This is a genomic window from Micromonospora sp. CPCC 205546, assembly GCF_036902715.1.
In the GTDB taxonomy this organism is placed as follows: domain Bacteria; phylum Actinomycetota; class Actinomycetes; order Mycobacteriales; family Micromonosporaceae; genus Micromonospora.
The window spans coordinates 63,692-78,583 of sequence record NZ_JBAKHL010000029.1 but is presented as its reverse complement, the minus strand read 5'-3'; the positions used below and the strand labels follow the sequence as shown (position 1 = coordinate 78,583).

The 14,892-nt window shown below is 72.6% G+C and carries 14 protein-coding genes; 6 read left to right on the top strand and 8 right to left on the bottom strand.

The window, feature by feature from the left end:
• Positions 1 to 40: 40 nt before the first annotated feature.
• From V6U77_RS16115 to V6U77_RS16090, 6 genes are all read left to right on the top strand, one after another.
• Positions 41 to 1,990 (top strand): glycosyl hydrolase family 28-related protein, encoded by a 1,950-nt coding sequence (locus V6U77_RS16115; RefSeq protein WP_442934440.1) that lies wholly within the window; start codon positions 41 to 43, stop codon positions 1,988 to 1,990.
• A 217-nt stretch (positions 1,991 to 2,207) separates the two neighbouring features.
• The gene (locus V6U77_RS16110) at positions 2,208 to 2,882 is read left to right on the top strand and encodes a tryptophan 2,3-dioxygenase family protein (RefSeq protein ID WP_334607145.1); all 675 of its coding nucleotides are present in this window, start codon (positions 2,208 to 2,210) and stop codon (positions 2,880 to 2,882) included.
• A 100-nt stretch (positions 2,883 to 2,982) separates the two neighbouring features.
• Entirely contained in the window at positions 2,983 to 4,341 is a 1,359-nt protein-coding gene (locus V6U77_RS16105; protein ID WP_334607144.1) for a tryptophan 2,3-dioxygenase family protein, read from the top strand.
• Complete coding sequence (locus V6U77_RS16100; protein WP_334607143.1) at positions 4,338 to 5,510, top strand: aminotransferase class V-fold PLP-dependent enzyme; 1,173 nt, start codon at positions 4,338 to 4,340, stop codon at positions 5,508 to 5,510. Before V6U77_RS16105 ends, V6U77_RS16100 begins: the two co-directional genes overlap by 4 nt.
• Positions 5,507 to 6,538: a methyltransferase gene (locus V6U77_RS16095; protein ID WP_334607142.1), complete on the top strand. Its 1,032-nt coding sequence runs from the start codon at positions 5,507 to 5,509 to the stop codon at positions 6,536 to 6,538. The genes V6U77_RS16100 and V6U77_RS16095 overlap by 4 nt, the downstream gene beginning before the upstream one ends.
• A gap of 76 nt (positions 6,539 to 6,614) precedes the next feature.
• Positions 6,615 to 7,031, top strand: a complete 417-nt coding sequence (locus tag V6U77_RS16090) for a YchJ family protein (protein ID WP_334607141.1) — start codon at positions 6,615 to 6,617, stop codon at positions 7,029 to 7,031.
• Between the two features lie 100 nt (positions 7,032 to 7,131).
• Here the strand turns inward: V6U77_RS16090 and V6U77_RS16085 are convergent, their stop codons facing one another.
• From V6U77_RS16085 to V6U77_RS16050, 8 genes are all read right to left on the bottom strand, one after another.
• Positions 7,132 to 7,689 (bottom strand): gluconokinase, encoded by a 558-nt coding sequence (locus V6U77_RS16085; protein WP_334607140.1) that lies wholly within the window; start codon positions 7,687 to 7,689, stop codon positions 7,132 to 7,134.
• Positions 7,679 to 8,908: a D-mannonate dehydratase ManD gene (gene manD, locus V6U77_RS16080; RefSeq protein ID WP_334607139.1), complete on the bottom strand. Its 1,230-nt coding sequence runs from the start codon at positions 8,906 to 8,908 to the stop codon at positions 7,679 to 7,681. Before manD ends, V6U77_RS16085 begins: the two co-directional genes overlap by 11 nt.
• A gap of 34 nt (positions 8,909 to 8,942) precedes the next feature.
• Positions 8,943 to 9,896 carry a sugar kinase gene (locus V6U77_RS16075; protein WP_334607138.1) on the bottom strand — a complete coding sequence of 318 codons (954 nt, stop codon included), beginning with the start codon at positions 9,894 to 9,896 and terminating at the stop codon, positions 8,943 to 8,945.
• The gene (locus V6U77_RS16070) at positions 9,893 to 10,531 is read right to left on the bottom strand and encodes a bifunctional 4-hydroxy-2-oxoglutarate aldolase/2-dehydro-3-deoxy-phosphogluconate aldolase (RefSeq protein ID WP_334607137.1); all 639 of its coding nucleotides are present in this window, start codon (positions 10,529 to 10,531) and stop codon (positions 9,893 to 9,895) included. Before V6U77_RS16070 ends, V6U77_RS16075 begins: the two co-directional genes overlap by 4 nt.
• Before the next feature lie 4 nt (positions 10,532 to 10,535).
• The gene (gene dgoD / locus V6U77_RS16065) at positions 10,536 to 11,684 is read right to left on the bottom strand and encodes a galactonate dehydratase (RefSeq protein WP_334607136.1); all 1,149 of its coding nucleotides are present in this window, start codon (positions 11,682 to 11,684) and stop codon (positions 10,536 to 10,538) included.
• 7 nt (positions 11,685 to 11,691) lie between these two features.
• Complete coding sequence (locus V6U77_RS16060; RefSeq protein ID WP_334607135.1) at positions 11,692 to 12,507, bottom strand: carbohydrate ABC transporter permease; 816 nt, start codon at positions 12,505 to 12,507, stop codon at positions 11,692 to 11,694.
• Positions 12,504 to 13,454 (bottom strand): carbohydrate ABC transporter permease, encoded by a 951-nt coding sequence (locus tag V6U77_RS16055; RefSeq protein ID WP_334607134.1) that lies wholly within the window; start codon positions 13,452 to 13,454, stop codon positions 12,504 to 12,506. The genes V6U77_RS16060 and V6U77_RS16055 overlap by 4 nt, the downstream gene beginning before the upstream one ends.
• A gap of 79 nt (positions 13,455 to 13,533) precedes the next feature.
• A complete protein-coding gene (locus V6U77_RS16050; RefSeq protein ID WP_334607133.1) occupies positions 13,534 to 14,823 on the bottom strand; it encodes an ABC transporter substrate-binding protein in 1,290 nt (429 codons plus the stop codon).
• Positions 14,824 to 14,892 lie beyond the last annotated feature (69 nt).

Below are 14,892 nucleotides of genomic sequence, written 5' to 3'. Positions count from 1 at the left end.
GGCGGCCGCCGCGGCCGTCGCGCTCGCGACCGCCCTCGGCGTGCTGGCCGGGGCGCCGGGCCCGGCCACCGCCACCCCGCCCGCCGGTGCCGGGCCCGTCGTGACCAGGGCCGGCCTCGACCCGCGACTGGTGGCGGGGCGCGGCGCCGACGTCGGCTTCGTCGAGCAGGAGGCGGAGAACGCGAGAACCGACGGCGAGGTCATCGGGCCCGACCGTTCCGCCTACACGCTGCCGGCCGAGGCCTCCGGCCGCCGCGCGGTCCGGCTGACCCCCGGCCGGTACGTCGAGTTCGTCCTGCCGCGGGCGGCCAACGCGATCACCGTGCGCTACAGCATCCCCGACGCCCCACGGGGCGGCGGCATCACCGCCCCGCTGGACGTGGCGGTCAACGACCGGCGGGTCCGCACGATGACCCTCACCTCGCAGTACGCCTGGCTCTACAACCAGTACCCGTTCTCCAACGACCCGACCGCCGGGCTGCTGCACCCGGACTGGTGGATCACCGAGTGCTCGTGCGTGCCGGCGGCCACCACGCCGTACCCGAGCATCCCCACCCCGTTCCGCCCCAGCCACTTCTACGACGAGCAGCGGCTGCTGCTCGGCCGCACGTACCGGGCGGGCGACCGGATCCGGCTCACCGCCCCGGCCGGCAGCAACGCCGCGTGGACGGTCATCGACCTGCTCGACTCCGAACTCGTCGGCCCACCGCGTGTGCGGCTGCGCGCCGCGAACGTCCTGGCGTTCGGCGCCGACCCGACCGGCCGCCGCGACTCCGCCCCCGCCCTTGAGCGGGCCATCGCCTTCGCCCGCCGGGCGGACCTGCCGGTCTACCTGCCGCCGGGCACCTACCAGGTCAACCGGCACATCATCGTCGACGACGTGACCATCGAGGGCGCCGGCAACTGGTACACGGTCGTCAAGGGACGCGAGGTGGCGCTGCCCACCCCCGCGCCGGACGGCTCGGTGCACACCGGCGTGGGCTTCTACGGCAGGAGCGCCGCCGAGGGCGGCAGCCGCAACGTGCACCTCTCGGGCTTCGCCATCGAGGGCGACGTGCGCGAGCGCATCGACACCGACCAGGTCAACGCCATCGGCGGCGCGATGAGCGACTCCACCATCGACGGCCTGCACCTGCGCCACACGAAGGTGGGCATCTGGTTCGACGGGCCGATGACCAACGTACGGATCACCAACACGATCATCGTCGACCAGATCGCGGACGGGCTCAACTTCCACACCGGCGTCACCGACTCGGTGGTCGCGCACACCTTCGTGCGTAACACCGGCGACGACGGGCTCGCCATGTGGTCGGAGAAGGTGGGCAACGCCCGCAACACGTTCGACCACAACACCGTGCAGTCGCCGGTGCTGGCCAACGGCATCGCCCTCTACGGCGGCACCGACCTCACCGTGTCGCACAACCTGGTCGCCGATCCGGTGCGCGAGGGCAGCGCGATCCAGGTCGGCTCCCGCTTCGGCGCGCAGCCCTTCACCGGGCGGCTGCTCATCACCGGCAACACCACCGCCCGCGCCGGCACGTACGAGCTGAACTGGAAGATCGGGCTGGGGGCCATCTGGTTCTACGCGCTCGACCGGGACATCGACGCGACCGTCGACGTGATCGGGGACAGCTACCTCGACAGCGCGTACAACGCCATCATGCTGGTCAGCGACTGGCCGGTGAAGGACCTGCACTCGATCACCGGCGTCCGGTTCCGGGACATCCGGGTCGACGGCACGGGGACCTCGGTGCTGAGCGCCCGCGCGGCGGGCTCGGCGACGTTGCACAACGTCGACGCCCGCAACGTCGGTGCCGTGGGTGTCAACAACTGCGGGTCGTTCAACTTCCCGGCGACCGGCTCGGAGTTCACCCTGACCGATCTCGGCGGCAACGACGGCGGCTGGCTGGCCCCGTGGCTGCTGCCGAACACCATCACCTGCGACGACCGCCCGCCGGTCGTGCCGCCGCCGCCACCGTCGCCCTGGTGAGACACGGCCGCCCAGCGCTATTGACCCATGTTGATCTATATGCTATTCCGCCGCCTTTATAGATCGCAGAAAATGGCGGAAACCTCCCTTTCCGGAGTCGGACACGGCCCGCGACGAAGGCGTGACACATTGCCTTCTGTCGTTGCATAATGGCCGCCGCACGCGCTGTCGGCCCCCGGTTGCCGACGCAGCGACGCCGACCGAAGGGGACAATTCCGTGAAGCGGGACCACTCACCCGTCCTTCCTGGCGACGGCGCCACGGACTACGCGCGCTACATGCGCACCGACGCGCTGCTCGACCTGCAACGGAGCCCGGCGGAGATGATCCACCGCGACGAGTTGCTCTTCCAGGTGGTGCACCAGTCCACCGAGCTGTGGTTGAAGCTCGCGGCGGCGGAGCTGACCGAGGCGGTCGCCCGGATCCGCACCGGCGAGCCCGCGGCGGCCGAGCCGCTGCTGACCCGGGCGACCCTCGGGGTCCGGCTGGTCACCGACCAGCTGGAGATGTTCCGACACCTGTCCCCGACCGCCTTCGAGGCCATGCAGCCCGCGCTGGGCAAGGGTTCCGGCGCCGAGTCGCCGGGCTGGCGGCGGGTCCAGGCCGCGAGCCGACAGCTCGGACGCGCGTTCACCGACCACCTCGCGCAGCGCGGAACCGCACTGTCGGAGCTGCGCCTCGCGGACCCGACGGACCCGGACCACCTGCTCGCCGAGGCCATGATGGAGTGGGACGAGCGGGTGTCGCTGTGGCGGGTGCGGCACTACCAGGCCGCCCTGCGCGTCGGCGGCCACGCCCCCGACGGCGCCGAGGCGACGGTGCTGGCCAAGCTCATCGGGCACCGGTTCTTCCCGGAACTGTGGCAGGCCCGCGTGAAGACCCTGCACGGGTGAAAGCGACCGTTCCCGTGCCGAGCGGCCGCCGCAATCCCCACCCACCCCTCAATTTGTCAATTGTCTCCCCGTCCACGGTTGACACGAGCCGAATGTCGAGGTGCGGTTCGTGCGTGAACTGACGAGTTGGTTGTCGGGTGCCGCCGAGGCGGACGAATTTCCCTATTCTCCCGTGCTGGCCGAGTTCCACCGGGTCGGCAAGCACTTCGTCGAAAAGGAATTCCTGGCGCTGCTGGACCACGTCCGGGCCCAGGTGACCGCTCCGGCCCCCGGCCCGCCGACGCCCGCCGTGCGGCTGCTGCGCGACTTCCTCGACGTCGCGCTCGACAAGTGGGACGGCCGCTACGACTACCGCAGCTACCTGGCGCTGCGCGTGCTCCGGCTGCCCTGCGGGGTGGACGACGGACCGGACGACCGGCCGGGCAGCGCGCAGGACGAGCCCCGCGACGCGGACGACCGGCCGGGCAGCGCGAACGCGGTGCGCGCAGGCGGGCCGGCCGCACACCCCGACCGCGCCCGCCGCGACCGCGACCGGCTGTTCGTCCGTCTGGTCGCCGACGCGCTGGCGTTCGAGGCGGCCGCCGCGTCCGGGGCCACCGACCTGCTGCCCGAGGACCGGCCGGGCCGGGAGGTGGTGGCCAAGCGTCACCGGCTCGGCGTACGGGCCGCGGCCCCCGCCCTCGCCCGCCTGGGCCTGGCCGGGGCGGCCCACCACCCGGAGCCGGCGGCCGTGCTGCGCGGCCTCGCCGCCGACCGCGCCCCGGCCGGCGAGCCGGCGCTGTGGCTGAGCATGCTGCCGGTCTACGTCTCGCACGACGAGTATCTGTTCATCCGGGTGCTCCAGGCGTACGAGTGCCTCTTCGCGGGACTCGTCGACGAACTGCGGGCCACGATCCCCGCCCTGCACGCCGGTCACGCCCGGCCGGCGGCCGACCGGCTGGCGTACGGCTGTCAGCTCCTCACCGCCGCCGGGCCGCTGTTCTCGCTGCTGGCCACCATGCAGCCGGCGGCGTTCCGGACCTTCCGTCAGTACACCGAGGGGGCCAGCGCCATCCAGTCCCGCTCCTACAAGCTGGTGGAGTCGCTGTGCCGCACCCCGGAGGCGGCGCGGCTGGAGTCGCCCGCCTACCAGCAGGTGCCGGAGGTACGCGACCGGGTGCACGCCGGGCAGCCGTCGGTCGACGAGGCGTTCCGGGCGGCGGTGCGCGCGGGCCTGCTCACCGGCGCGGACGTCGACCTGGTGGCCCGGGCCATGGGCGCGTTCGCGGCGGCCGTGCTGCAGTGGCGGCGTACCCACCACCGGCTGGCCACCCGGATGCTCGGTCCGCGCCCCGGCACCGGCTACACCGAGGGCACGCCCTACCTGGCCGCCGTGCGCTCCATCCCGGTCTTCGGCTCCGTCACCCCCGACCCGGGTCCCTCCTCAGGGACCGCACCGAGCGGAGGCAGCCCCGGATGATGTCGCCCGAACCGGCACCCGACACGCCCGGCTGCCTCGACGCCGGCGCCCAGGCCGCCCTGCGCGCCGAGTTCCCGCTGCTCGACACGTGCGTGTACCTGAACAACAACTCCACCGGGGCTGTGCCGAGGGGCGCGGAGCACGTGCTCACCGGCTACTGGGAGACGCTGCGCGGCTGGCGTGACGACGTCTGGCAGGACTGGCACGTCGGCCTCGACCGGTACGCCGACTCGATCGCCGCCCTGATCGGCGCGCCACCGGGCAGCGTGGTCACCGACGCGAACCTGAGTACCCTGCTCGTCCGGGTCGCGTCCTGCTTCGACTACCGCGCCCCGCGCAACCGGGTCGTCACCACCGACCTGGAGTACCCGACCGTGCCGTTCATCTTCACCGCGTTCCGCCGCTACGGCGCGCGCCTCGACGTCGTCGGGTCGGGCGGCCCGCACTTCGACGAGGACGCCCTCGAGGCGCGCATCGACGAGCGGACGCTGCTCGTGTGCGTCCCGCACGCCAGCTTCTCCTCCGGCGCCACCATCGACCTGCCCCGACTGGTGCGCCGCGCCCACGACGTCGGCGCCCTGGTGGTCGTCGACGCCTTCCAGACCGTCGGCGTCGTGCCGCTGGACGTGACGGCGCTCGGCGTCGACGTCGTCCTCGGCGGCGCGCACAAGTGGCTGTGCGGGGTCGGCACCGCCTTCCTGTACGTCCGCCCGGACCTGGCGGCCCGGCTGGAACCGGCGGCGACCGGCTGGCAGGCCGGCGACCGGGCGCTGACCTTCCAGCCGTCGACGGGCTGGGCGCCCGGCGCCCGGCGCTTCGCCGGCGGGACGCCGTACCCCCTCACCTCGCTCGTCTCCCAGGTCGGGCTGGACCTGCTGGCGGGGGTGGGCGCCGCCGCGATCCGGCGGCACTCGCTCGCCTGCACGTCCCGGGTCCTCGAGCGGGCGGCGGCGGCCGGCATCGCCGTGGTCAGCCCGGTCGAGCCGCACCGGCGCGGCGGCGTGGTCTGCCTCGACGTCGCCGACGGCGAGGCGGTCAAGCGGCGACTGGCCGCGCGGGACATGGTCTGCAGCTGGCGGGGCTACCTGCGCGTCGGCCCGCACGTCTACAACACCCTCGAGGAGATCGACGCGTTCATGGACGCGCTGGAAGAGGAGCTGGACCGGTGAACGTCACCCTGTCACCACGGGCGCTGATGAGCCTGCTCGCCAACGGGCCCAAGGCCATGGACGTCCTGGAGACCGCACTCGGCATGGGCCTGCTCGACGCCCTCGAGCCGGGGCCGGTCAGCCTCGGCGACCTCGCCGAGCGCTTCGACGTGCGGCCCCTGCGGCTCTACAAGTTCCTCGACTGCCTGGAGAGCCTCGGCTTCGTCGCGCGCAGCGAACCGGGCGACGACATCGCCTCGGCCACGTACCGGGCGGCGCCCGGCCTGCGCGACGCCGTGGCGGCGGTGGTCGGCCCGGACGCCGTCGAGCGGGACCGGGACCGCTACCCCTGGCGGCGGCTGCACGGCCGGCTGGGCGAGAGCCTGCGCGGCGAGGTCAGCATGGGCGACGACGACTTCGCCTGGCCGCCGAGGACCGACGAGCAGACCGCCGACTTCGAGCGCAGCATGGCCGTCGGTCTCGGACCGGTGATCGAGGCGGTACACCGCAACGCCGACCGGCTGTGGTCGGACCGCACGCGGCTGCTGGACGTCGGCGGCGGGGACGGCACGCTCGCCGCGCACGTCCTCGACGACGCCCCGGGGCTGTGGGCCGACGTGTACAACCTGCCCGCCGTGGCGCCGCTGGTGGCGGCCACCCGGGCCCGGCGGGGGCACGTCGACCGGCTCGGCTTCGTCGGCGGGGACTTCCTCGCCGAGCCGCTGCCGCCGGGCTACGACGCCATGGCGTTCGTCCGGGTGCTGCACGACTGGCCGAACGACGTCGCCCGCCGGCTGGTGGAGAAGGCGTACGCGGCCCTGGAGCCGGGCGGGATGCTGCTGATCTGCGAGGAGTTCCGCACCCCGGACCGGCTGGCGATGCAGTTCTTCTGGAGCTACTTCCTCATCGGGGTCGACACCTGCGTGAGCCGGCTGCGGGAGGTCGACTTCTACACCGGCCTGCTCAAGGAGGTCGGCTTCGAACGGGTGGCGGTGCTGCCCGGCGGCTGGGAACTGGTCCGCGCGTACAAGCCGGCGACCGGGACGTGACGCGCCCACGCGGGGGCTGGCCGCCCGACCGGGATCCGGACGCCGGCGACGGCGGGCCGTCGGCCAGAATGGGCCGGTGGCGAAGCGACCCCGCCGGCGGGCGGCCGACGACCCGGACCGGCCCTGCCCCTGCGGCTCCGGCCAGCCGTACGCGGACTGCTGCGGGCGGCTGCACCGGGGCGAGGCGGACGCGGCGACCGCCGAGGCGCTGATGCGCTCGCGCTACAGCGCCTTCGCCGTCGGCGACACCGCGTACCTGCTGCGCAGCTGGCACTCCTCGACCCGGCCGCGCCGGCTCGACCTCGACCCGGGCCAGCGCTGGACGGGCCTGGAGATCGTCGGCACCGACCGGGGCGGGCTGTTCGACGCCACCGGCACCGTCGAGTTCCGGGCCCACCACCGCGCCGGCGGCCAGCCGGGCACGCAGACCGAGCGCAGCCGGTTCGTCCGCGAGGCGGGCCGCTGGGTCTACCTCGACGGGTCGCCCGACTGACGGCGACCGGCCAGCCGTCGGAACCGACTGACGGCGACCGGCGCTCGCGCCGGGACCGGCTGCCCGGTCGCGGTGCGAGGGCGCCGCGACCGGGACGCGGTCAGCCGGTCGCGGCGACGCCGGTCGCCAGGCCGAGCCGGTCGACCGCCGCCGAGACCAGTTCGTCCGGCGTCAGCGCCACGTCGAGCACCAGCACGGACTCGTCCGGATGGGGCTGTTCCAGGGTGGCCAGCTGCGACGCCAGCAGGCTCGGCGGCATGTAGTGCCCGGCGCGGCGGGCCATCCGCTCCCGGATCACCCCGGGCGCCCCGTCCAGGTGGACGAACTCGACGCTCGGCGGTCCCTGGCGCAGCGTGTCGCGGTAGGAGCGCTTCAGCGCCGAACAGGCCAGCACCGTGGACACGCCGTCGGCGGCGCGGGCGGCCATCCACCCGGCGAGGTCGCGCAGCCAGGGCAGGCGGGCGACGTCGTCCAGCGGCACACCGGCCCGCATGCTCGCCACGTTGGCCGGCGGGTGGAACTCGTCGGCCTCGGCGAAGGCCAGTCCGGTACGGGCGGCGATGCCCCGGGCCACGGTCGTCTTGCCGGCCCCGGACACCCCCATCACGACCACGTGCCGCGTCGGGGGCGTGCCGCCCGGGCGACGCTCACCAGTCATGGACGGTGCCGTCCTGGAGCCGGTTGAACGGCAGGTACGCAGGCACGTACGGGAACTTCGCGGCGGCCTCCTCGTCCAGCTCGACGCCGAGCCCGGGCTGCTCGCCGGGGTGCAGGTAGCCGTCGGCGAAGGTGAACGACTGCCGGAACACCTCGTTGGTGAGCGCCCCGTGCGGCATGTACTCCTGGATGCCGAAGTTGTGGATGGCCAGGTCCAGGTGCAGGGCGGCGGCCATGCCGACGGGCGAGATGTCGGTCGGCCCGTGGATGCCGGACTTGATCTGGTACTGGGCGGCGAAGTCGAGCAGCTTGCGCATGGCCGTGATGCCGCCGGTGTGGGTGACGGCGGAGCGGACGTAGTCGATGAGCTGCTCGCGGATGAGCGTCTGGTAGTCCCAGACGGTGTTGAAGACCTCGCCGATCGCCAGCGGCGTGGTGGTGTGCTGGCGGACCAGCCGCAGCGCCTCCTGGTTCTCCGCCGGGGTGCAGTCCTCCAGCCAGAACAGGTCGTACGGCTCCAGCGCCTTGCCGAGCTTCGCGGCCTGGATCGGCGTCATCCGGTGGTGGCCGTCGTGCAGCAGCGGCAGCTCCGGGCCGAACTCGCCGCGGACCGCCTCGAACACGGCGGGCAGGTGACGCAGGTAGGAGCGGGTGTCCCAGTCCTCCTCGGCCGGCAGCGGGGTGCGCTGCGCCGGCTCGTAGTCGTAGCGCTTGCCGTCGGCGCTGGGCTGGGTGGCGACCCCGTACACGGCGTTGATGCCCGGCACCGAGGTCTGCACGCGGATGGAGCGGTAGCCCTGCTCGAGGTGCCGACGGATCGAGTCGAACAGCTCCGGCAGGTCCCGGCCGGAGGCGTGGCCGTACGCCATGACGCCGGTGCGCGACGCACCGCCCAGCAGCTGGTACAGCGGCATGCCGGCGGCCTTGGCCTTGATGTCCCACAGGGCCACGTCGACCGCCGCGATCGCGGCCATGGTGACGGGCCCGCGACGCCAGTACGCCGAGCGGTAGAGGAACTGCCAGGCGTCCTCGATGCGGTGCGCGTCACGGCCGAGCAGCAGCGGCACGACGTGGTCGCGCAGGTACGAGGCGACCGAGAGTTCGCGTCCGTTGAGGGTGCCGTCGCCCAGGCCGGTGACGCCGTCCTCCGTGGTGATCTTCAGAGTGACGAAGTTGCGGTCGGGGCTGGAGACGATGACGTCGGCTGCGACGATCTTCACGGGGTGCCTTTCTTCCTACGGGGTGCTCGGGCGGCTAGCGGAGGACGTCTCCGGCCTCGTGGCCGTCGAGGAGGGACAGTTCGGCGCGGCGTGGCAGCCCTTCCCAGTCGCCGGGACTGGAGACCGCGAAGGCGCCGAGGGTGGCCGCGCGGCGCAGCCGGCCGGCCAGGTCGAGCCCGTCGAAGCAGCCGGACAGGTAGCCGGCGGTGAACGCGTCCCCGGCGCCGACGGCGTCGACGGCGGTCACGTCCAGCGCTCCCACGCGCTCGAGCCCGTCGCGGGTGTACGCGCGGGCGCCGTCGGCGCCCAGCTTGACCAGGACCGTGTCCACGCCGCGACGCAGCAGGTCCGCCACGACGGTGGACTCGTCGGCCCCGGCCTCGCCGACGAGGTCCAGCTCGTCGGCGGAGGCGACGACGGTCGAGGCGTACCCGGCCAGCGGGGTGAGCACCTCCCGGGCGGTGTCGCGGGACCAGAGGCGCTCGCGGTGGTTGACGTCGAGGCAGACCGGTACGCCGGCGGCGACGGCGGCCTCGGCCGCCCAGCGGGTGGCCGCGCGGGCGGTGTCGGACAGCGCCGGGGTGATCCCGCTCAGGTGCAGCGTCCGCGCGCCGGCGGCCAGCGGCGCCCGCAGGTCGTCGACGTCGAGGGCGGAGCCGGCCGAGCCGGCCCGGTGGTACTGCACCCGGGTCAGGTCGGCGGTGCGCCGCTCCAGGAACATCAGGCCGGTCGGCCGGTCCGGGTCGCGGATGACGCCGTCGACGGCGACGCCCTCGGCGCGCAGCTGCCGCAGCACGTACTCGCCGAACTCGTCGGCGCCGAGGCGGCCGACCCAGGCGGCGCGGTGGCCGAGCCGGGCCACCGCGACGGCCACGTTGGACTCGGCGCCGGCGAGGTGCATGGTCAGCGGCCCCCCGGCGGCGAGCGGGCCGGTCGAGCGCAGCGACACCAGGGCCTCGCCGACGGTGAGCAGGTCCGGTGCGGTCATGACGCGGCCGGCTCCCGCACGGCGGCGAGATAGGTGCGCGCCCGCTGCCGCAGCGCGTCCAGGTCGCCGCCGGAGGCGGCGTCGCCGACCAGGGGGCCGCCGAGGCCGACCGCGATCGCGCCGGCCCGCAGGTAGCCGGGTACGTCCTCGGCGCCGACGCCGCCGACGGCGACGAACGGGATGTCCGGGAAGGGGTCGCGCACCGCCCTGAGGTACGCGGGGCCGCCGACCGACGCCGGGAAGAGCTTGACCGCCGCGGCCCCCATCCGCACCGCCGTGTACGCCTCCGTCGGGGTGAGCGCCCCGGCGGCGACGGGCAGGCCGCGCCGGGCCGCCTCGGCGATCGACTCGACCACGGCGGGCGTCACCACGAACTGCGCGCCTGCGGCGGCGACGTCGGCGACGTCGGCGGTGGTGAGCACCGTGCCGGCCCCGACCAGCGCCCCGGCGGGGGCCGCCGCGCGCAGCGCCTCGATCGCCCCCAGGGCGTCCGGCGTGGTGAGGGCTACCTCGACGACGCGTACGCCCTCCTGGAGCAGCGCGGTGCCGGCGGCGATCGCGGCGTCGGTGTCGGTGCCGCGGATGATCGCGAGCATGCGGGCGGCGCCGAGTTCGGCGGTGAGGTCGACGGTCATGTGATCACCATTCCGCGTAGGAGCCGTCGCGGTGCCGCCACGTGGGGCTGCGCCACGCGTGTCCGCGCTTGTCCGCCGCCCGTACGGCGTCTTCGTCGATCTCGATGCCGAGGCCGGGCGCCGTGAGGCGCTCGACGTAGCCGTCGACGAACGTCAGCGGGGTCTTGTCGAGGCAGTAGTCGAGCACCTCGGCGCCGAGGTTGTAGTGGATGCCGATGCTCTGTTCCTGGATCAGGTAGTTGGGCGTGGCGAAGCCGACCTGGAGGCAGGCGGCGAGCGCGATCGGCCCGAGCGGGCAGTGCGGGGCGAGCTGCACGTCGTACACCTCGGCCAACGCGGCGATCTTGCGGACCTCGGTGATGCCGCCGGCGTGCGAGAGGTCCGGCTGGGCCACCGCGATGCCGGCCTGGAGCACCGGCAGGAACTCCTGCCGGTTGTAGAGCCGCTCCCCTGTGGACACCGGCGTGGTGGTGCAGCGGACGAACTCGCCGATGAGGTGCGAGTTCTCCGGCACCACCGGCTCCTCCAGGAAGAACGGCCGGTACGGCTCCAGCAGCGGGGCGACCCGGCGGGCGCTGGCGAGGGTGAACCGGCCGTGGAAGTCGACCGCCACGTCGCGCTCGTCGCCGAGCACCTCGCGGGCGGCGGCCACCCGCGCCACCACGGCGTCGATCTCGGCGACGGACGCCACGGCGCTCATCCGGCCGGAGGCGTTCATCTTCACCGCGGTGAGGCCGGTGGCGACGGCGGCGGCGATCTGGTCGCGCACCTCGCCGGGCTCGTCGCCGCCGACCCAGCCGTAGACCCGGATCCGGTCGCGCACCGGGCCGCCGAGCAGCTGGTGCACCGGCGCGCCGAAGTGCTTGCCGGCGACGTCCCACAGCGCCTGGTCGAGGCCGGCGACGGCGCTGGCCAGGATCGGCCCGCCCCGGTAGAACGAGCCCTTGGTCATGACCTGCCAGTGGTCCTCGATGCGCAGCGCGTCCCGGCCGACGAGCAGCTCGGCGAGCTGCTCGACGGCGGTGCGGACCGTCTCCGACCGGCCCTCGCAGGTCGCCTCGCCCCAGCCGACGACGCCGCTGGACGTCTCGACCCGGACGAACAGCCAACGCGGGGCGACGAGGAAGGTCTCCACCCGTTCGATCGTGGTCATGGTGTCCTCAGCCCTTCGTGGCGCCGGCGGTGAGGCCGGAGACGACGTACTTCTGCACGAACAGGGCGATCAGCATGATCGGCAGGGTGACCACGGTGGCCGCCGCCATCAGGCCGCCCCAGTCGATGCTGGCGTAGCCGACGAAGTCGAAGATCGCCACCGGGAGCGTCTTGGTGTCGGCCCCGGAGAGCACCAGGGCGAACATGAAGTTGTTCCAGGAGAAGATGAACGACAGGATGCCGGCGGTGGCGATGCCGGGCACCGACAGCGGCAGGGTGATCCGCCGGAACGCGCCGATGTGCGTCAGCCCGTCGACGAGCGCCGCCTCCTCGAGCTCGGTCGGCAGGCCGTCGAAGTAGCCCATCATGATGTAGACGATCAGCGGCAGCGACACGAACATGTGGCTGAGGATCAGCACGGTGAACCCGCCGACCATCTGCAGGTTCGAGAAGACGTAGTACCAGGGCACCAGCAGCGAGACGCCGGGGATGACCCGCGCCATGAGCACGACGAGCGCGGACTTCTTCATGTTGAAGCGGCTCATCGAGTACGCGGCGGGCACCCCGAGCAGCAGCGACAGCACGGTGGCGGCGAGCGCCACCCAGAGGCTGTTGCCGATGAACTGGATGTAGTTGGCCTGCTGGAGCACGTTGGAGTAGTTGTCCAGCGTCGGGGAGAAGACGAACGCCTTGTCGGTGTCGTAGATGTCGACGTTCGTCTTCAACGACGCGGCGACCATCCAGACCAGCGGCGCGAGCAGCGACAGCACGACGAGGACGAGGGCCGTCGTCCGGAAGATCTTGTACGGCCTGCGCAGCTTCATCGGTCCAGCCCCTTCTTGCGGTAGGTCAGGGCCCACATCACCCCGATGATGATCAGGAAGAAGATGATGAGGACGGTCGATGAGACGCCGTAGTCGTTGTAGTCGAAGCTGAGCCCGTAGGCGTACACGTTCAGGGTCTCCACCTCGTGGAAGGACCCGCCGCCGCGCCCCTTGGTGGCGTAGAGGATGTCGAACGTCTTCAGGGCGTCGATGCCGCGCAGCAGGATCGCGACGATCACGGTGGGCATCAGCAGCGGCAGGGTGACGTGTCGGAACCGCTGCCAGGTGCTGGCGCCGTCGATCAGCGCCGCCTCCTGCGGCTCGTCGGACAGCGACGTCAGGCCGGCGAGCAGGATCAGCACGACCATCGGCGTCCACTGCCAGATGTCGATGAACATCGTCGTGGGCAGGGCGGAGTTCTGGCCAGCCAGCCAGGGCTGGGGGCCGATCCCGACCCAGCCGAGCACCTGGTTCGCCATCCCGATGTTGGGGTCGAAGATCAGCCGCCACATCATGCCGACCGCGACCGGGGTGGCCACCAGCGGCAGGAGGATCGCGACCCGGACCCACTTCTCACCGCGGAACGGCCGCCACAGCAGCAGGGCGATCGCCATGCCGATGACGACCTCGAAGAAGAGCACGACGCCGGTGAAGAGCGCGGTGCGCCACACGGCCGGCCAGAACCGGTCGGTGTCGCCGAGCACCTCGAGGTAGTTCTGGAAGCCGATGAACTCGCTCTCGGCCCGGACGGAGCCCTCGGCGTCGGTCAGGCTCAGGTATCCGGTCCACGCCACCGGGAAGACGATCAGCACGGCGACGAACAGCATCGCCGGTGCCGCGAAGAGCCACTTGCGGTGCTCGTTGGCCCAGCGCGACCAGGCCGAGGTCTGCGGGGACGGCGGACGCGCCTCGGACGATCTCTTGACTGGTGTGGTGACGGCTGACATGGGGTCTCCGGGGTGTGTCAGGGCCAGCGTCCCGACGCGGGGTGGCGGAGCCGGTCGGCTCCGCCACCCGCGGTTCGGGCTACTTCGCCTCGTCGTCGAGGAACTTCTGGAACGCCTCGTTGGCCGCGTCCGCCGAGGCGGCCGGGTCCTTGCCGGTGATCGCGTCGACGATCGGCTGACCGACGATCTCCCGCGCCTGGGCGACCTTCTCCACCAGCGGACGGTCGTGGCCCACACCGTTGGCGGTGCTGACCGTGGTGGCCTCGGCGAGGTCCTTCGGGTAGGTCGCCGAGCCCTCCGGGTTCTCCCAGACGGAGGTACGGGCGCTGGGCACGCCGGCCTTCTGCTGCGCCAGCGCCTGCTCCTTGCCGGCCGCCCACTGGATGAACTTCCAGGCGTTGTCCTGGTTCTTGGACGCCTCGTTCACGCCGAGCGCCCAGGACGGGATGTTGTACGGCTTCGAGCCCGCCGGGCCGGCCGGGAAGGCCGCGAACCCGACGGTGTCGGAGACCTTCGACTTGGCCGGGTCGGTGGCGTTCTTGTAGAGCGAGTTGGCCTCGGTGTAGAAGGCCGCCTTGCCCTGGGTGAAGATCGCCATCGCCTCGGACCAGCTCATGTCGGTGCTGATGTTCTCCGGGCCGTGCTCACGCAGCAGCCCGCCGTAGTAGGCGTACGCCTGCTTGGCCTGCTCGGAGTTCACCGCGGCCTTGCCGTTGGCGTCGACGAAGTCGCCGCCGAAGCTGTAGAGGAAGCTGGAGAACTGGGTGACGGCCGCGGCCTTGCCGGTACGCGACACGAAGCCCGCCACGCCCGGGTTGTCCGCCTCGACCTTCGCCGCCTGCGCCTTGAGCTCGTCGAGGGTCTTGGGCGGGGCGGTGAAGCCGGACTTCTCCAGCAGGTCCTTGCGGTAGTAGAGGACCTCCTGCTCGGTGATGATCGGCACGCCGACCACCTTGTCCTCGTACGTGGTCGCCTGCACCGGTCCGGACTGGAAGTCGGCGACCTCGAACGCGCTGTCCGACTTGCTCTTCTCGGTCAGGTCGGCGAGGTACTTGTTCTTGGCGAACAGCTTCCCCTCCTGCAGCGGCCGGTACATCATCACGTCCAGGTCGGTGGACCCGGCGTTGAGCTTGACGTTGTACTGGTCGGAGAGCTGGTCCTCACCGAGCTGGGTGACCTCCACCTTCAGGCCCGACTGCTTCTCGAACTCCGGCAGCGCCTTCTTGATGTTCTCCGTCCAGACGTGGTTCACCAGCGTCACCCGGACGGTGTTCGAGCCGCCGGCGTCGTCCCCGCCGCCACCGCAGGCGGACAGGCCGAGGGCGACGACCATCGCCAGGGAAGTCCCGATAACTGATCGACGTCTCACGTCCATCTCTCCTTATGCCGTGGCCGTGGCCGCCGCCCCGTCGGGTGGGCCGCCACCTCGCGGTTTACA